Origin of the sequence: Saccharothrix sp. NRRL B-16314 (genome assembly GCF_000716595.1) — a bacterium.
GTDB lineage: Bacteria > Actinomycetota > Actinomycetes > Mycobacteriales > Pseudonocardiaceae > Actinosynnema.
In genome coordinates this window covers 253,589-273,194 of sequence record NZ_JNXC01000007.1, presented here as the reverse complement: position 1 = coordinate 273,194, position 19,606 = coordinate 253,589, and the positions used below count along the sequence as shown (strand labels likewise).

Sequence of the window (19,606 nt, the reverse complement as noted above, 5' to 3'; positions counted from 1 at the left end):
TGCCTTGTCTCCCAGCGTGTCAGAGCCGGCTGTCGATGAAGGCGAAGATCTCGTCGTCCGACGCGGAGCTGAGTCGGTCGCGGACACCGTCGGGTCCGTCGTCGGCACCCAGTCGGGCGAGTGTGCTGTGCAGGATCGCGATCACCTTGGCGCGCATGGGTTCGCCGTGATCGGGGAGCGCGCGCTGCACCCGGTCCAGGGTTTCGCGGAGCGTGTCGTCGGGCGACGGTGGCGCCGGTGCCAGCGTCCGGTGGAGGTGCGCGGCCAGCGCCGTCACGGTCGGGTGGTCGAACGCCACCGTCGCGGGCAGCCGCAGACCGGTCCGCGCGCCGAGCCGGTTGCGCAGTTCCACTGCGGTGAGCGAGTCGAACCCCAGGTCGCCGAAGGCCACGTCCTCGTCCACTGTGGACTGCGCCAGCACGGCGGCCACGTTGGCGCGGACGAGGTCGACGAGCAGGTCCCGCGCTTCGGCCTCCGTCAACGCCGACAGCTTGGCGCCCAGGCCGTGCGCGGCCTCGCCCGTGGCGACACGGCGGACACCGCGGACCAGGCCGCGCAGCACCGGGGGCAGGTCGCCGCGCTCGGCCGCGGTCCGGAGCCCCGCCTCGTGCCAGTTCGCCGCCGCCACCAGCGGTTCGGAGCCGCGGACAGCCGTGTCGAACAGGGCCAGGCCTTCGTCGGCGGTGAGCGGGCCGATGCCCGAGCGGGCCAGTCGGGCGACTTCGGCGGCGCCGAGCGTGCCGGTCATGCCGGTCGCGGTGTCCCACAGGCCCCACGCGACGGAGACGGCGGGCAGCCCCGACCGGTGCCGGTGCGCGGCGAGCCCGTCCAGCACGGCGTTCGCTGCCGCGTAGTTGGCCTGACCGGCGTTGCCGAGCACCCCGGCGAGCGAGGAGAACAGCACGAACAGCGACAGCGGCCGGTCGGCGGTCAGCTCGTGCAGGTGCCAGGCCGCGTCCGCCTTCGGCGCGAGGACGGTCGCCAACCGCTGGGGCGTCAGGGCTTCGACGGTGGCGTCGTCCAGCACGCCCGCCGCGTGGACGACGCCCGTCAGGGACGGGATGCCGTCGACCAAGGCGGCTAGTGCGGCACGGTCGGCCACGTCGCAGGCGACCACGGACACCGCTGCGCCCATGTCGGTGAGGCGGGAGGTCAACTCGGCCGCACCGGGCGCGTCCGGGCCTCGGCGGGAGGTCAGCACCAGGTCGCGCACGCCGTGGTCGGTGACGAGTCGTTCGGCGACCAGCGCGCCGAGGCCGCCGACGCCACCGGTGACCAGCACCGTGCCGCCCGCAACCGCGGTCCGGTGGTCGGCAACCGGCCGGCGGGTCAGGCGGGTCAGGCGGGGAACGAGCACCTTCCCCTGGTGCACCGCCAGTTGCGTCTCACCGGCCGCCAGCGCCGGGTCCAGCGAAGTCCAGTCCTCGAACCCGGCCGGCACGTCGGCCAGCACGAACCGGTCGGGGTGCTCGGACTGGGCGGACCGCACCAGCCCCCACACCGCCGCGCCGGCCACGTCGTGCGCGCCCGGCCCCACCGCGCCGCACGTGGCGAACACCAGTCGGCACCCGGCGAACCGGTCGTCGGTGACCCACGCCTGCACGGCGGCCAGCACCCTGGCGGTGACGTCGTGCACGGCTTCGGGCATCGTCGCGGGACCGGGGTCGACCGCGACGACCAGGAAGTCCGGGGTTCCGTCGGGTGCCAGGGCGTCCAGCCTGCCGACTGCCCACCGGGCCGGGTCGGCGGTCCGGGCCGGCGACTCGACCCAGTCGACGGCGAGCGGTGCGTCGTCCGGGGTGGTGGCACGCAGTGATGCCGGCGCGACCTCACGGACGCGCAGCGACTCGATCGTGAAGACCGGCGTGCCCGTCGCGTCGGCGGCCAGCACCTCGACGTCGTCACCGGTGAAGGTCAGGCGGACGCGCAACGTCGATGCGCCCGTGGCCCACAGCCTCATGCCGCGGAACACGAACGGCAGGCGCGGGTCGCCGTCACCCGCGGCCAGCGCCACCGGGTGGAGGGCCGCGTCCAGCACCGCCGGGTGGATGCCGAAGCGGGCGAGGTCCAGCCCGTCCGGCGCGGCGATCTCGGCGAACAGCCCGGTGTCGTGCCGCCAGACGCCCACGACACCGCGGAACGCCGGACCGTACTGGTAGCCGAGGTCGGCGAGGTCCTGGTAGCCCTGAGCGGCGTCACCCGCGGCACCCGACGGTGGCCACCGGACCGCCCACTCGAACGACCCGTCGGCCTCCCCCACCCCCAGCAGGCCGGATGCGCACCGGACCCACTGGTCACCGGAGCGGAAGTGGGCGGTGAAGGCGCGGCGATGGTCGGTGTCCGGCTCACCGACGCCGAACTGCACGTCGACGGCACCGGTCGCGGGCAGCACCAGCGGGTGTTCCAGGGTCAGCTCGTCCACTTGGTCGCAGCCGGCGGCCGAAGCGGCCTCCGCGGCCAGTTCCACGAACGCGCTGCCGGGGAACAGGACCGTGCCGTCGACGGCGTGGTCGGACAGCCAGGGCGCGGTCTCGCGGGACAGCCGTCCGGAGAGCAGGAAGCCTCCGTCTGCCCGTGACACCACGGCGGTGAGCAGCGGGTGCGTCGAGCGTGCGATGCCCGCGCCGACCGCGAGCCCACCGCCGTCGGACGCGTCTAGCCAGTACCGCTGCCGGTCGAACGCGTAGGTGGGGAGGTCGACGTGCCGCCGGGGTGCGGCGCCCAGCGCGACGGACCAGTCGACCGGCGCGCCGAGGACGTGGGCGTGCGCGGCGGCGGTCAGCACATGACACCAGTCGCCCGCGTCACGGCGCAGCGAGGCGCACACCCCGCCGGTGATCCCGGCGGTGTCGAGGATGTCCGCGACATCGCTGCCCAGCACGGGGTGGGGGCTGCACTCCACGAACAGGGGGCTGCCGGTGAACGCGCCGACCGCCTGGTCGAACCGGACGGGGTTGCGGAGGTTGTCGTACCAGTAGTCGGAGTCCAGGTCGGTGGCCGGGATGAAGCCGCCGGTCACCGAGGAGCAGTACCGGACGTCGGTGTCGCTCGGGTGGATGCCGCCCAGGACCGCGCGCAGCTCGTCCCTCAGCGCCTCCACATGCGGCGTGTGGGACGCGTAGTCCACGTCGATCCGACGCACCCGCGTGGTGTCGCGCAGCTCGTCGGTGAGCTCGTCCAGCGCGTCGACGTCACCCGCGACCACGCAGCCGGACGGTCCACTGTGGACCGCGATCCACAGCCGCTCGGGCCAGGACGCCAGCGTCGGCTCGACTTCCGCGGCGGGGAGGGCCACCGCGAGCATCCCGCCGGTGCCGTTCAGCTTGACCAGCGCCTGGCCGCGCAACGCGACGATCCGTGCGGCGTCGTCCAGCGACAGGGCTCCGGCCACGTGCGCGGCGGCCATCTCGCCCTGGGAGTGCCCGATCACGGCGGTGGGCTCGACGCCGAGGGACCGCCAGACCTCGGCCAGCGACACCATGACCGCGAACAGCACCGGCTGCACCACGTCCGTGCCGACGAGTGCGGGCACGCCTTCGTCGCAGCGGAGCACGCCGAGGACCGACCACCCGGTGTGCGGTGCGAGGGCGGCGTCGCAGGCGGTCATCTTCGTGCGGAAGACCTCGTTGGCTTCGAGCAGGCCGACCGCCATCCCGGCCCACTGGGAACCCTGGCCCGGGAACAGGAACACCGGTCGGGCGTCCGGGCGGGCCAGGCCCGTCACGGCGCACGGGTGGGGTTCACCGGCGGCGACCGCGGCCAGCGCGGCGACCAGCTCGGCCCGGTCGTCCGCGATCACGACGGCGCGGTGCTCCAGCGTCGTGCGCCGCGTCAACCGGTGGCAGGCACTCACCAGGTCGGCGTCGGACGCACCCACCGCGAACGCCCGCAACCGCCCGGCCTGCGCCGCCAACGACCGCCCGGTCCGCGCGGAGAACGCCCACACCAACGGGCCGGTCACCGCTTCGGGCTCGGCCGCGTCCGGCTCGACGTCGGCCGGCGCCGCTTCCACGATCACGTGCGCGTTGGTCCCGCTGACCCCGAAGCTGGAGACCCCAGCCCGCACCGGCCGGTCGGCGTGCCGCCACGGCACGGCCTCCGTCAGCACCCGGACGCCACCGCCCTCCCAGTCCACGTGCGGACTGGTCTCGTCGGCGTGGAGGGTGCGCGGCAGGGTGCCGTTGCGCATCGCCATCACCATCTTGATCACACCGGCGACGCCCGCGGCGGCCTGGGTGTGGCCGATGTTCGACTTCACCGACCCCAACCACAGCGGGCGGTCCGCCGGGCGGTTGCGCCCGTAGGTCGTGACCAGCGCCTGTGCCTCGATCGGATCACCGAGCACGGTGCCGGTGCCGTGCGCCTCGACGGCGTCCACCTCGCTCGCGTCGACCCGCGCGTCCGCGAGGGCCTGCCAGATCACCCGCTCCTGGGACGGCCCGCTCGGCGCCGCCATGCCGTTGCTGCGACCGTCCTGGTTGACCGCGCTGCCCCGCACCAGGGCGAGGACCTGCCGGCCGTTGCGCCGGGCGTCCGACAGCTTCTCCAGCAGCAGCACACCCACGCCGTCGGACCACGCCGCGCCGTCGGCCGCCGCCGAGAACGACTTGCACCGACCGTCCGGTGACAGCACGCGCTGCCGGCTGAACTCCACGTACATGTCCGGCGTGACCATGACCGTGGTGCCGCCCGCGAGCGCGAGCGAGCACTCGCCGTTGCGCAGGGCCTGCACCGCGAGGTGGACGGCCACCAGCGACGACGAGCAGGCCGTGTCCACGCTCATCGCCGGGCCTTCCAGCCCGAACGTGTAGGCCACCCGGCCGGGCAGGATGCTCGGCAGGCTGGAGGTGTAGAGCGTGCCCTCGACGTCCTCCGGCACCGCGCCGAGGAACCTGGTGCCGTAGAAGTCGAACATGTTGCCGACGTAGACACCGGTCCGGCTGCCGCGCAGCGACATCGGGTCGATGCCGGCCCGCTCGAACACCTCCCACGTCGTCTCCATGAACAACCGGTGCTGCGGGTCGGTCGCCAGCGCCGCGCCGGGGCTCATGCCGAAGATCCCCGCGTCGAAGTCGGCGGCGTCGTGCACGAACCCCCCGTGCCGCGTGTACGACTTGCCCAGCGCGTCGGGGTCCGGGTCGTACAGCCCTTCCAGGTCCCAGCCCCGGTCGGTCGGGAACCCGCTGATCGCGTCCACACCGGACGAGACGAGGTCCCACAGGTCCTCCGGGTCCGTCACCCCGCCGGGCAACCGGCACGCCATCCCGACGATCGCGATCGGCTCGTGCCGCGCCGCCGCCGCGTCGTTCAGCCGCGTCTCGGTGTCGCCGAGCCTGCGCCGCGTGTCGGCGAGGTCGACGATGACGCGCTTGAGGTAGCCGCGGAGTTCTTCCTCGGTCGCCATAGCTCGCCTTTCGCTAGCGGGGGGCTGGGGGTCAGAGTTCGCTGTCGATGAAGGCGAAGATCTCGTCGTCCGACGCGGAGTTGATCTTGTCTTGGACGTCGTCGCCGCCCTGCGGTCCGCTGAAACGGGCGATGGTGCCGTGCAGGATCGCGACGAGCTTGGCGCGCGTGGCGTCGTCGTCCGGGTCCACCAGCCGGCCGACCTCGTCGAGGGCCGACCTGAGGGTGTCCTCGGCGGACGGCGGTGCGGGCGCCAGCGTGCGGTGCAGGTGCTCGCACAGGGCCGCGACGGTGGGGTGGTCGAACGCCAGCGTGGCGGGCAGCCGCAGTCCGGTCTCGGCGTCGAGCCGGTTGCGCAGCTCCACCGCGGTCAACGAGTCGAACCCCAGCTCGTTGAACGCCCGGTCCACCTCGACCGCGTCCGGACCGGGGTAGGCCAGCACCGCCGCCACGTGGCCGCGGACCAGGTCCGCGATCAGCTTCCGGGCGTCGGCCTCGGTCACCTTCGCCAACCGGTCCGCCAGCGCGGTGCCGCCCGCGGAGGCGCCACCGGCCGCACGTCGTGGCGCACGCACCAGCCCGCGCAGGACCGGCGGCAGCACGCCGCCCTCGGCTCGGGCGCGCAGCCCGGCCAGGTCCCAGTTGGTGGCGACCACGACCGGTTCCGGCGAGGTCAGGGCGTAGTCGAACAGGTCGAGGCCCTGGTCGACGCTCAACGGCGCGATCCCCGACCGGGCCATCCGCGCCACGTCGGCGTCCGCCAGCCCACCGGACATCCCGCTCGCGGAGTCCCACAGGCCCCACGCGACCGACACGGCCGGCAGCCCGAGGGCACGGCGGTGAGCGGCGAGCCCGTCCAGCACGACGTTCGCCGCCGCGTAGTTGCCCTGGCCGGGGTTGCCCAGCACACCCGCCAGCGACGAGAAGAGCACGAACGCCGTCAGCGGCAGGTCCGCCGTCAACTCGTGCAGGTGCCAGGCCGCGTCCACCTTCGGCGTGAAGACGGTGTCCAGCCTCTGCGCGGTCAGGCCGTCCACGGTGGCGTCGTCCAGCACGCCGGCCGTGTGCACGACGCCCGACAGCGGCCGGTCTGCGGGGATCGCGTCCAGCACGACCTCCAGCGCGTCCCGGTCGGACACGTCGCACGCGGCCAGCGTCACCTCCGCGCCCAGCGCTTCCAGCCCGGCCACGAGTTCGGCCGCGCCCGGCGCGTCCGCACCCCGGCGGGACAGCAGCAGCAGGTGCTTCACCGCGTGCCGCTCGGCCAGGCGTCGGGCGACCAGCGCACCCAGTCCCCCGGTGCCACCGGTCACCAGCACCGTGCCGGAGAAGTCGGGCGGGGCAACGACATCCGCGGTGCGACGGGCCACGCGGGGGACGCGCGCCACGCCGTCACGGACGACGAACTGCGGCTCACCCGGTGCGGCGACCAGGTCCCACTCGGCGAAACCGTCCGGCACGTCGGCGAGCGCGAACCGGCCGGGGAACTCGGACTGCGCCGACCGCACCAACCCCCACACCGCGCCACCGGCAACGGCGTCCGCGAACGCGTCCCTGGTCAGGAACAGCACGGTGCTGCGGGCGAACCGGTCCGCCTCGGGTGAGGAGAGCCAGCCCTGCAACACCTCCAGCGCCCGCCCGGTGACCTCACGGGCGCTCGCCGGCACCGGACCAGCCACCGGGGAGCACGGCACCACGACGCGGTCCGGCACCGCCGCCTCGCCCGCCACCACGGCCTTGACCAGCGCCTCCAGGTCCGGGTAGGCGACCAACCCGGGCACCGGGTCACCGATCGACACCCAGCCCGACACGTCCGCGGCGGTGGCCGCGAGGTCCAGCCAGTCGATGCCGTGCGGCACCGGCCCGGCCGAAGCGGGCGCCAACGACTCGACCGACACCGCCCGCACCCGCACCGAGTCGATGCCGAACACCGGCCGTCCGTCGGGGTCCACCGCCTCCACCGCCACCGAGTCACCGGACACGCCGAGCCGCACCCGCAGCACCGACGCGCCCGAGGCGTGCAAGCGCGCACCCCGGAAGACGAACGGCAGCCTCACGTCCCCGGACCCGGCCGTGAGCACGAGCGGGTGGAACACCGAGTCCGCCACCGCCGGGTGGAGGCCGTAGCCGTCCACGTCCAGCCCGTCCGGCGCGGTGACCTCGGCGAACACCTCGTCGCCGCGCCGCCAGACCGCCGTGACGCCGCGGAACGCCTGCCCGTACTCGTACCCGAGGTCCGCCAGCCCGTCGTAGCCACCGACGACGTCGACCGGCTCGGCGCCGGCGGGCGGCCACGTCGACGCCCAGTCGCCGGAGCCGGACGCGTCACCCGCAACCAGGACACCGGACGCGCACCGCACCCACTCGCCGTCACCTTGGCGCGAGAACACCCGCACCGCGCGCGAGCCGTCGCCGCCGTCGACCACGACCTGCCACGACAGGTCACCCGCCGCCGGCAGCACCAGCGGAGCCTCGAACATCAGCTCTTCCACGTGGTCGCAACCGACCTGGGCGCACGCCTCCCACACCGCGTCGAGCACCGCCGTGCCCGGCACCACGACCGTCCCGGACACCACGTGGTCGGCCAGCCACGGCAGCCGGGCCACCGACAGCCGACCGGTGAGCACGACCCCGCCGCCGTCGCCGATCTCGACCGCCGCGCCGAGCAGCGGGTGGTCCAGGCCGCGCTGGCCGACGGACGACGCGTCCGCGCCACGCGTCGGCGGGTCGAGCCAGAACCGCTTGCGGTCGAACGCGTACGTCGGCAGGTCCGCCGCGACGTCCACCGAACCGGTCCCGAACAACGTCGCCCAGTCGACCGCCACACCCGCCGCCCACGCCTGCGCCAGGCAGCTCACCACGCCCTCGGTCTCGGACCGCTGCCGGTGGTGCAGCGCCAGCACCGGCACGTCCGGCGTCGACACGCAGCCGTGGGTCATCCCGGCCAGCACCGCCTGCGGCCCGATCTCCAGGAACCCGGTGGCGCCCTGCTCCTCCAGTCCGCTGATCGTGTCGCGGAACAGCACCGCACGGCGGATCTGCTCCACCCAGTACCCGGGCTCGGTCCACGACAGCTCGCCGCCGAGGTTGGTGACGTACGGCGTCCGGGCCTGCTCGAACCGCACGTCGGCCAGTTCGGCGGCGAAGTCCGCGACCACCGGTTCCATCAGCGGCGAGTGGAACGCGTGGCTGACCGCGAGCCTGCGGGTCCGCCGACCGCGTCCGCTCCACTCCGCCGCCACCGCGAGGCACGCCTGCTCGTCACCCGACACGACGACGCTGGTCGGGCCGTTGACCGCGGCGATGCCGACCAGGTGCCCGGACAGGGTCGGCGTGACCTCGTCCGGGGTCGCCTCGATCGCGACCATCGCGCCGGGCGCGTCCAACGCCTGCATCAGCCGGGCCCGCGCGGTGATGAGCCGGGCCGCGTCGGTCAGCGAGAGGACACCGGCGACGTGCGCGGCGGCGAACTCGCCGACCGAGTGCCCGGCCACGAAGTCCGGTGTGACGCCCAGCGACACCACCAGCCGGTACGCGGCCACCTCGAAGGCGAACAGCGCGGGCTGCGTGTAGCAGGTGTGGTCGAGCAGCGACGGTTCGTCCCACATGACGTCACGGAGCGGACGGTCCAAGTGCGCCGACAGCGCGTCGCAGACCTCGTCGAACGCCGCAGCGAACACCGGGTGGGCGGCGTGCAGCTCGCGGCCCATGCCCACCCGCTGGCCGCCCTGGCCGGTGAACAGGAACGCGAGCTTCACCTTGTCCCGGGCGGTGCCCCGCACCACGTCCGCCGATGGCCTGCCCGCCACCAGGTCGCCGAGCGCGGCGACCAACCCGTCACGGTCCGCGCCGAGGACCACGGCACGGTGCCTGGCGTGCGACCGGGTGGTGGCCAGGGCGTGCGCGACACCGACGACGTCCGCGCTCGCCTCGGAGGTCACGTGCGAGTGCAGCTTGGCCGCCTGTGCCGCCAACGACTCCGCACCGGCCGCGCTGACCACCCAGGCCGACGGCCGGATCGTCAAGTCCACTTCGGACGGTTCGACGGCGGGTGCTTCCTCCAGCACGACGTGCGCGTTCGTGCCGCTGATCCCGAACGACGACACACCCGCCCGGCGCGGCCGGCCGTCGGTCGACCACTCACGCGCCTGGTCGAGCAGCCGGACGGCGCCGCTGCTCCAGTCCACGTGCGGGCTGGGCTCCTCGGCGTGCAGGGTGCGCGGCAGGACGCCGTTGCGCATCGCCATCACCATCTTGATCACACCCGCCACGCCGGCCGACGCCTGGGTGTGGCCGATGTTCGACTTCACCGACCCCAGCCACAGCGGCCGGTCCGCCGAGCGGTCACGGCCGTAGGTCGCGAGCAGCGCCTGCGCCTCGATCGGGTCGCCGAGCGTGGTCCCGGTGCCGTGCGCCTCCACCACGTCGACGTCACGCGGGTCCAGGCCCGCGTCGTCCAACGCGTCCTCGATGACCCGTTCCTGCGCGGGGCCGTTGGGCGCGGTCATCCCGTTGCTCTTGCCGTCCTGGTTCACCGCCGAACCACGCACCACGGCCAGGATTCGCCGCCCGTTGCGCCGGGCGTCCGACAGCTTCTCCAGCAGCAGCACACCCACGCCCTCGGACCACGCCGCACCGTCCGCCTCGGCCGAGAACGACCTGCACCGCCCGTCCACGGACAGCGCGCGCTGGCGGCAGAACTCGATGATCGGGTCCGGGGTCGCCATGACCGTGGTCGCACCCGCGAGCGCGAGCGAGCACTCGCCGTTGCGCAGGGCCTGCGCCGCGAGGTGGATCGCCACGAGCGACGACGAGCACGCCGTGTCCACGCTCAGCGCCGGCCCTTCCAGCCCGAGCGTGTAGGACACGCGGCCGGACAGCACGCTGCCGGCGCTGGACACCAGCAGCATCCCCTCCAGCCCGGGTGGGTTGTCGCCGTTGAACCGGGCCGCGTAGTCGTTGTACATGATCCCGGCGAACACACCGGTCCGGCTGCCGCGCACCGAGGCGGGGTCGATCCCGGCCCGCTCGAACACCTCCCAGCTGGTCTCCAGGAACAACCGGTGCTGTGGGTCGGTGGCGAGTGCGTTGCGCGGGCTCATCCCGAAGAACCCCGCGTCGAACTCCCCGGCGTCGTACAGGAAACCGCCGTGCCGGACGTAGGACTTGCCGACCGCCTCCGGGTCCGGGTCGTACAGCCCGTCCAGGTCCCAGCCCCGGTCCGCCGGGAACCCGCCGATCGCGTCCGTCCCGGACGCCACCAGGTCCCACAGCTCCTCCGGGCCGGTGACCCCACCGGGGAACCGGCACGCCATGCCGATGATCGCGATCGGCTCGTGCCGGTCCTGCTCCACTTCGGCCAGCCGCCGACGCGCCTCCGTGAGGTCGACGGTGACGCGCTTGAGGTAGTCCCGGAGTTTGTCCTCGGTCGTCGCCATGGGATCAAGGCCTTTCGCGGAAGCCGGGTGGACTGGCCGGACGGGTGGAGGGGTCAGAGCTGCTTGTCGATGAAGGCGAAGATCTCCTCGTCCGAGGCGGCGCCGACATCGGCCGGCAGGCCGTCCACCTCTTCGGCGACGGTGGCGGGCACCAGCGCGGAGCCCAGCCGGTCGAGGGTGCTGTGCAGGATCGCGACGAGCTTCGCCCGCGTGGTCTGGTCCTCGTCCGACAGCACGCCGTGGATCTGGTCGAGCGTGGCGCGCAACAGGTCTTCGGGCGGCGTGGCCGACGGTGCGATGGTCTTGCGCAGGTACTCGGCCAGCGAGGTGATCGTCGGGTAGTCGAACGCGAGCGCCGTCGGCAGCCGCGTGCCCACCTCCGCGTCGAGCCGGTTGCGCAGCTCCACGGCGGTCAGCGAGTCGAAGCCCAGCTCGGTGAACTCCCGGTGCACGTCGACCGATTCGGGGCTCGGGTGTGCCAGCACGGCCGCCACGTGCGACCGCACCAGGTCCAGCACGAACTTGCGCGCGTCCGCGTCGGCCATCGCCGACACGCGTTGCGACAGCCCGCCGGCTGCCACGACCGGTGCAGTCGTGGCGGTGACCGTTCGGCGGGGCGTGCCACGCACCAGCCCACGCAACACCGAGGGCAGCTCCCCGGTTCGTGCTTTGAGGGCCGCCGTGTCCCACTTCGCCGCCACCACGAGCGGTTCGGACGCGGTGAGCACGTGGTCGAACAGGTCCAGGCCCTCACGGGCGGTCAGCGGCGTGATACCCGACCGGGCGAGCCGAGCGGTGTCGGCCGCCGTCATCGCGCCGGTCATGCCGCTCTCCCACGTGCCCCACGCCACGGACACCGCGGGCAGGCCGAGCGCGTGCCGGTGCACGGCCAGGCCGTCGAGGAACATGTTGGCGGCGGCGTAGTTGGCCTGACCCGCGTTGCCGACGACGCCCGCGACCGAGGAGAACACCACGAACAGCGACAGGTCGGCGGTCAGCTCGTGCAGGTGCCACGCCGCGTCGGCCTTCGGCCCGAACACCTCGTCCACCCGCTGCGTCGACATGCCTTCGACCGTCACGTCGTCCAGCACTCCGGCGGCGTGCACGACACCGGTCAACGGCCGGTCGGCAGGCACCGAGGCCACCAGGCGGGCGACGGCGTTCCGGTCGGAGACGTCGCAGGCCGTCAGCTCCACCTCGGCGCCGAGATCCCGCAGCCGGGCCGCCAAGTCCTCGACACCGGGCGCGTCCGCGCCACGCCGTGACGCCAGCAGCAGGTGCCGGACACCGTGCTGCTTCACCAGGTGCTCGCTGACCAGCGCGCCCAACCCGCCCGTGCCGCCGGTCACCAGCACGGTCCCCGACACGTCCACGGTGGACTCGACACCGTCGACCGCACGACGCACCAGGCGAGGCACCACGACGTCCGGGCCGCGCACGGCCACCTGCGTCTCACCGGCCGCGAGCGCCGCCGCCACCGTCGCCCACTCGGAGAAGTCCTGTTCGACGTCCACCAGGCCGAACCGGCCGGGGTGCTCGGACGCCGCCGAGCGCACCATGCCCCAGACCGACGCCCCGACCACGCCCTCCACACCGCCCGCCGACAGCCCGCGAGTCACGAACACCAGCCGCGAGTCGGCGAACCGGTCGTCGCCCAGGAAGCCCTGCACCAGGTCCAACACCTGGTAGAGCGCCTGCCGGGCCGCGTGCGGCACGTCGTCGTCCACCGGGGGCAGCAGCGGCACGGCGATCAGACCGGGCACGTCACCGGCCGTCAGGTCCGCCAGCGAGCCGAGGTCGTAGTGCGGCTGGGCCTCCACACCCGCCAGCCCGAGCACCGCGCACAGGTCGTCGGCGGCGGAGTCGTACCCGACCACCGCCCACCGCTGTCCCACCAGGTCCACGTCCGACACCCGTGCGTCGGCCCACTCGATCGCGTAGGGGGTCACGCCGGACCTCTGCCCGCCGCCTTGCTGCCCGCCGCCTTGCCGCCCGATCCTGCGCATCGCCAACGTGTCGACGTTCGCGATCGGGTTCCCGGCGGCGTCGTGCACGGCCAGGGACACCCGGTCGTCACCGGTGCGGCCGATCCGCACCCGCAGCACCTCCGCGCCACCCGCCGCGACGCGCACCCCGCTCCAGGAGAACGGGAGCAGCAGCGAGTCGCGGTCCAGCAGGGCGTGCGCCGGGTCGCCGAGCACGAGCAGGTGCAGCGCCGCGTCCAGCAACGCCGGGTGCAGGGCGAACCGACCCGCGTCGGCGCGCACCGGCTCCGGCAACGCGACCTCGACGTACAGGTCGTCACCGACCCGCCAGGCGTCGGTCAGCCCTTGGAACGCGGGACCGTACGCGTACCCCTGGTCGGCCAGCCGCTCGTACACGTCGTCCACCTCGACGGCCACGCCGTCCACCGGCGGCCACACCGCGAGCCCGTCGACCGGGACGTCAGCGGCGACCGCGAGGACACCGCCGGCGTGACGCGTCCAGCGTGCCCCCGGGTCGTCCGAGGGCCGGGAGTGCACGCTCAGGTCCCGTCGACCGTCAGCGTCGGCGCCGCCCACCACGAGCTGGAGCGCCACCGCGCCGGTCTCCGGCAGGTCCACCGGGAACTCCAGGGTCAGCTCGGCGACCTCGTCGCAGCCCGCGACGGCGGCGGCCTCCAGCGCCAGGTCGACGAACGCCGTGCCCGGCAGCAGGACCCGTCCGTCGATGGTGTGGTCGGCCAGCCACGGCGCGGCGGCCCGCGACAGCCGCCCCGTCAGCAGGAACCCGTCACCGTCGGCCGGCTGGACGACCGCGCCGAGCAGCGGGTGCGGCGACCCGGTCAGGCCGATCGCGGTGACGTCCGCCGCCTGCGCGCCGTCCAGCCAGTAGCGGGAGCGCTCGAACGGGTACGTCGGCAGCCCGGCCGGCGCGGGGCGCTGCGGTCCGAGCACCGAGGCCCAGCTCACGTCGGCGCCCGACACGTGCGCCCGGCCGACCGCCAGCAGGAACCGCCGCCACCCGCCGTCATCGCGCCGCAGCGACCCGACCGCGACACCGGCCGTGCCCGCGTCGCGCAGGGTTTCCTGGACGTGCCCCATCAGCACCGGGTGCGGGCCGGCCTCCACGAACAGCGGCGTGCCCGGCACGCTCAAAGTCCGGACGGCCTCCTGGAACCGCACCGCGTGGCGCAGCGTCCGGTACCAGTAGTCGGCGGTCAGCTCCTCCGTCGGGACGATCCCGCCCGTCATGCCCGAGCAGAACTCGATCTCCGTCTGCCGGGGCCGGACGCGGGCCAGCGCGTCGAGCAGCCGCTCACGCAGCACCTCGACGTGCGGGGTGTGCGAGGCGTAGTCGATGGCGACCCTGCGGGGCTGCGCCCGGTCGCCGCAGGCCGTGACGAACTCCTCCAGGGCGTCCAGGTCACCGGCCACCACCGTGTTGCCCGGCCCGTTGTAGACCGCGATCCACAGCCGATCGGACCACGGCGCGAGGATCGGCTCGACCTCCTCGACGGACAGGCTGACCGACGCCATCCCGCCGGTGCCCGCCAGCGTCATCAGGGCCTTGGCGCGCAGCACGACGACTTCCGCCGCGTCCTCCAGCGTCAGCACGCCGGCCACGCACGCGGCCGTGATCTCGCCCTGCGAGTGGCCGACCACCGCGGCGGGCTCGACCCCGACGGACCGCCACAACTCGGCCAGCGACACCATCACCGCGAACAGCAGCGGCTGGATCACGTCCGAGCCGTCGTCGAGTCCGGGTGCGTCCTCCGCACCGCGCAGCGCGTCCAGGACCGACCACCCGGTGTGCGGTGCCAGCGCCGCGTCGCAGGCGGTCAGCCGGTCGCGGAAGACTTCGCTGGACTCCACCAGGTCCACCGCCATGCCCGGCCACTGCGTGCCCTGGCCGGGGAACACGAACACCGGTCGGACGTCAGCCGCCGCCACACCGTCCACCGAGGACGGGTGCGGCTTGCCGGTGCTCAGTGCCGCCAGTGCCGCCAGCAGGTCTTCGCGGTCTTCGGCGACCACGACGGCACGGTGCTCGAACGCGGCGCGTCGCGCCAGGGCGTGCCCGGCGGCGCGCAGGTCGTCGTCACCGGCCGCCAGCGCGAAGTCGTGCAGCCGGGCGGCTTGAGCGCGCAACGCGGTGTCCGTGCGGGCGGACAGCGTCCAGACGATCGGACCCTCGCCCACGACCCCGGTCACCTGCTCGGGGGCACGTTCCAGGATCAGGTGGGCGTTGGTGCCGCTGATGCCGAACGACGACACCGCGGCCCGCGCCGGGCGGTCGGCGGGCAGGTCCACCGGTTCGGTCAGCAGGCGCACCGACCCGCCGGACCAGTCGACGTGCCCGGTCGGCTCGTCGGCGTGCAGGGTGCGCGGCAGCGTGCGGTGCTCCAGCGCCTTGACCATCTTGATCACCCCGGCCACACCGGCCGCCGCCTGGGTGTGGCCGAGGTTGCTCTTGAGCGAACCGAGCCACAGCGGCCGGTCGGACGGCCGCCCGTCCCCGTAGGCGGCCATCAGCGCCTGCGCCTCGATCGGGTCGCCGAGCCGCGTGCCGGTGCCGTGCGCCTCCACCGCGTCGACGTCCGCGGGCGTCAGACCGGCGTCGGCCAGCGCCTGCCGGATCACCCGTTCCTGCGCGGGCCCGTTGGGCGCGGTCATGCCGTTGCTGCGGCCGTCCTGGTTGACTGCGCTGCCTCGCACCACCGCGAGCACGGGGTGGCCGCGGCGGCGTGCGTCGGACAGTCGTTCCAGCACGACGACGCCCGCGCCCTCGGACCAGCCGGTGCCGTCCGCGTCGGCCCCGAACGCCTTGCAGCGGCCGTCCGGGGCGAGCCCGCCCTGGCGGCTGAACTCGACGAACATGCCGGGCGTCGCCATCACGGTCGCGCCGCCGGCCAGCGCCAGGTCGCACTCGCCCCGGCGCAACGCCTGCGCCGCGAGGTGGACGGCCACCAGCGACGCCGAGCACGCGGTGTCGACGGTGATCGCCGGGCCTTGCAGCCCGAGGGTGTAGGCGATGCGGCCGGACACGACGCTCAGCGCGGTCCCCGTCAGCAGGTGGCCGTCCACGTTGCCGGTCGGCTGGTGCAGCCGCGGGCCGTAGTCCGGTGCCATCGCGCCCAGGAACACGCCGGTGCTGCTGCCGCCCAACGCGGCGTGGTCGAGCCCGGCCCGTTCGACGGCCTCCCAGCACACCTCCAGCAGCAGCCGCTGCTGCGGGTCCATCGCGGTGGCCTCACGCGGGCTGATGCCGAACAGGGCCGCGTCGAACCGGTCGGCGTCGTGCAGGAACCCGCCGTGCTTGGTGTCACTGGTGCCCGAGCTGCCGTCCGCGGACAACGCGTCGAGGTCCCAGCCGCGGTTCGTCGGGAACGAGGTGATGGCGTCGCCGCCCGTGGACACCAGCCGCCACAGGTCGTCGGGCGTGGCCACGTCACCGGGGTAGCGGCAGCCCATCCCGACGATCACGACCGGGTCGTCGTCCGCCGGCCGCACCACGACGGCCTGGTCCGCCGGCCCGTCCTGGGACAGCGCGTGCAACCGGTCCACCAGGGCGTCCGGCGTCGGGTGGTCGAACAGCAGGCCGGTGGGCAGCCGCAGCCCGGTGGCCGACCGCAGCCGGTTGCGCAGGTCGACGGCGGCGGCCGAGTCGACGCCCAGCTCCTTGAACGTCCGGATCGGCAGGACGCCCCGGGTGTCCGACAGGCCCAGGACGTCGGCCGTGGTGGTGAGCACCAGGTCCCGGAGGTCCCGTCGAGACCTGACGACCGGCTTCCGTCCACTCAGGACAGATGGGCGCGGCGCGGCGTCACCCGGCCAGTGCCGTTCCCGCTGGAACGCGTAGGTCGGCAGGTCCGCCAACGCCGTCCGCGGCACGTCCACGCCACCGACCCAGTCCACCGGCGCGCCGAGCGTGTACGCCTCGGCCAGCGCGTGCCGGAACCGGTCGAGCCCGCCGTCGCCGCGACGCAGCGTGCCGACCACCGCCACATCCCGCTCGGCCTCCTCGGCGGTCTCCTCCACGCCCGCGACGAGCACGGGGTGAGGGCTGCACTCCACGAACAGCGTGTGGTCGAGGTCCAGCGCGACCCGCACTGCCCGGTCGAACCGCACCTGGCGGCGCAGGCTCCGGTACCAGTAGTCGGCGTCGAGGGTCGCGGTGTCCACCGGCTCACCGGTGAGGGTCGAGACGAACACCGCGTCGGTCGACACCGGCCGGATCGGCGCGAGCGCCGCCAGCACGTCGTCCCTGATCCGCTCCACCTCGACCGAGTGCGACGCGTAGTCGACCGGGATCGCTTTGACCCGGTCCCCACGCCGCTCGAACACCTCCCGCAGCCGTGCCAGCGCTTCGTCCGGCCCTGAAACGACCACCGAACGCGGCCCGTTCACGGCGGCGACGGTGACCTCGGGCGCGTGCTCGGCCACCACCGACTCGACGACGTCCGGTGACGTGGCGACCGACATCATCCCGCCGTGGCCCGCGATTTCGGCGATCGCCTTGCTGCGCAACGCGACCACGCGTGCGCCGTCGGACAGGGTCAGCGCGCCGACGACCGTGGCCGCCGCGATCTCACCCTGCGAGTGGCCGACGACCAGGTCCGGCACGACACCGCGAGAGCGCCACAACCGGGCCAGCGACACCATGACCGCCCACAAGGCGGGCTGCACCACGTCGACCCGGTCCAGGTCACCCCCACCGCGCAGCACGTCGACCAGCGAGAAGTCGGTGAACGGCGCAAGCGCCTCGGCGCACGCCGCGATGGACTCGGCGAACTCCGGCGAGTCGTCCAGCAGCGCCCGTGCCATCCCCGGCCACTGAGATCCCTGACCGGGGAACGTGAACGCGCACCGGGTGGACACCGCGGTCCCGGTGACCACGGACGCGTCCGGGCGACCTGCGGCGAGCGCGTCGAGCCCGGCCGAGCGGTCCTCACCGAGGATGACGGCCCGGTGCTCGAACTCGGCCCGGGACAAGGACAACGACAGCGCCACGGCGGCGGGCTCGACGGCCGGCGCGATGGCGCGCAGTCGTTCCGCCTGGCCCCGCAGCGCTTCGGCCGACCTGGCGGTCAGCACCCACGGCAGGTCCGGTCTACCGCAGGCCGGTTCACCGGGCACACCCGCCGGCGCCTCGCCGAGCACGAGGTGGCAGTTGGTGCCGCCCATGCCGAACGAACTGACACCCGCCACCAGCGGGCGGTCCGGCCGGGGCCAGGGACCGGCGGCCGTCGGCACGCGCAACCCCAGCTCGTCCAACGGGATCTCGGGGTTCGGCTCGGCGAAGTTCAGGCTCGGCGGCAGCTCACCGTGCTTGAGGCTCAGCACCACCTTGAGCAGGCCCGCGACGCCCGCCGCGCCCTCCAGGTGGCCGATGTTGGTCTTCACCGACCCGACCAGCAGCGGCGTGGCCGCCCGTCCCGCACCGAGAGCGGCGGCCTCGATCGGGTCGCCCACCTTCGTGCCGGTGCCGTGCAGCTCGACGTACTGCACTTCGTCGGACCGGACGCCCGCCGACGACCGTGCGGTCTCGATGACCTCGCGCTGCGCGCGTTCGCTGGGCGCGGTCAGCCCGTCGCCGCCGCCGTCGTTGTTCACCGCGCCGCCCAGGACGACGCAGTGCACCACGTCGCCGTCCCGCAGCGCGTCGGACAACGGCTTGAGCACGACCAGCGCGCCGCCTTCACCGCGCACGTAACCGTTGGCACGGCGGTCGAACGTGTAGCAGCGACCGTCGGGGGACAACGCGCCGAAGCGTCCGATCGACGCCGTGGTCTCGGCCAGCAGGTTGAGGTTCACGCCGCCGGCGAGCGCCAGCCCGGTCTCGCCGCGCCGCAGGCTCTCGCAGGCCAACTGGACCGCGACCAGCGACGACGACTGCCCGGTGTCGAGCGTGAGGCTCGGTCCGCGCAGGCCGAGCGCGTAGGAGACGCGGTTGGCGATCATGGCTCGGTTGGCGCCGGTGTAGCTGTGCGGGCCGAGGTTGTCGGCGCCGAGCCGGTCCTGGACGGCGGCGTAGTCCTGCGTGATGGACCCGACGAAGACGCCCGTCGCGCTGCCGCGCAGCCCGGTCGCGACCAGGCGTGCGTTCTCCAACGCCTCCCAGGCCAGCTCCAGGGCGAGGCGCTGCTGGGGGTCCATCACCGCGGCCTCGTTCGGCGAGATGCCGAAGAAACCCGCGTCGAAGCGGTCCACGTCCGGCAGGAAGCCGCCGCGGCGGTGCTCGGTCAGCCCCGGCCAGCGGCCCTCGGGCACCTCGGTCACCGCGTCGACACCGTCCCGCAGCAACCGCCAGAACGCCTCCGGGTCACCCGCGCCCGGCAGCCTGCACGACATGCCGATCACGGCGACCGGTTCGGCCGCGTACTGCCGACTCGTCTCACCAACCATGACTGCGCCACCTCACGGTCATCGTCCGACGACGCCACCGGTAATTGCCCGAACCGACGGTGGCGAACAGCGCGTGGACGCCATTCGAACTGCGGACTCCTCTTGCGATTCCCCATGTTTCGCACTGTCGCCGGAATTCACACCGGACGACCAAGATCCTTGGCGTCGAATGCTAAGCGACCCGGACGGCGGCTGTGCTGACAACTAGTGACGGCAAGAATCGGCCGGCGGGCGGCGCTTGTCCCCCTCGCGCGGGCGGGGCTAGCGTCTGCGGCACAGTTCGAGTCCCGATCGAATTCGTCGTCTCGCACGTGCTTCATCCGGCCGGAAGTGCGGCAAGGCGCTTCGCGCGTGCGTGAAGGGCCGGTAGACCCCGCC

At 73.9% G+C, this 19,606-nt stretch carries 2 protein-coding genes and 1 pseudogene; all 3 read right to left on the bottom strand.

Annotated elements, in window-relative coordinates; translation table 11 throughout:
* Positions 1-19: 19 nt before the first annotated feature.
* Positions 20-5,404 (bottom strand): annotated as a pseudogene (locus OQ02_RS14665) (SDR family NAD(P)-dependent oxidoreductase); the annotation flags it as partial.
* 31 nt (positions 5,405-5,435) lie between these two features.
* Positions 5,436-10,898, bottom strand: coding sequence for a type I polyketide synthase (locus OQ02_RS46680; protein ID WP_442973625.1), 5,463 nt, complete (start codon positions 10,896-10,898; stop codon positions 5,436-5,438).
* A complete protein-coding gene (locus tag OQ02_RS14655) occupies positions 10,895-19,228 on the bottom strand; it encodes a type I polyketide synthase (protein ID WP_051772302.1) in 8,334 nt (2,777 codons plus the stop codon). Before OQ02_RS14655 ends, OQ02_RS46680 begins: the two co-directional genes overlap by 4 nt.
* Positions 19,229-19,606: the final 378 nt, after the last annotated feature.

Bases quoted from the DNA above. Each gene is read 5' to 3' on its own strand.
- OQ02_RS14655 (WP_051772302.1), bottom strand. From the start codon at position 19,228: ATGGTTGGTGAGACGAGTCGGCAGTACGCGGCCGAACCGGTCGCCGTG.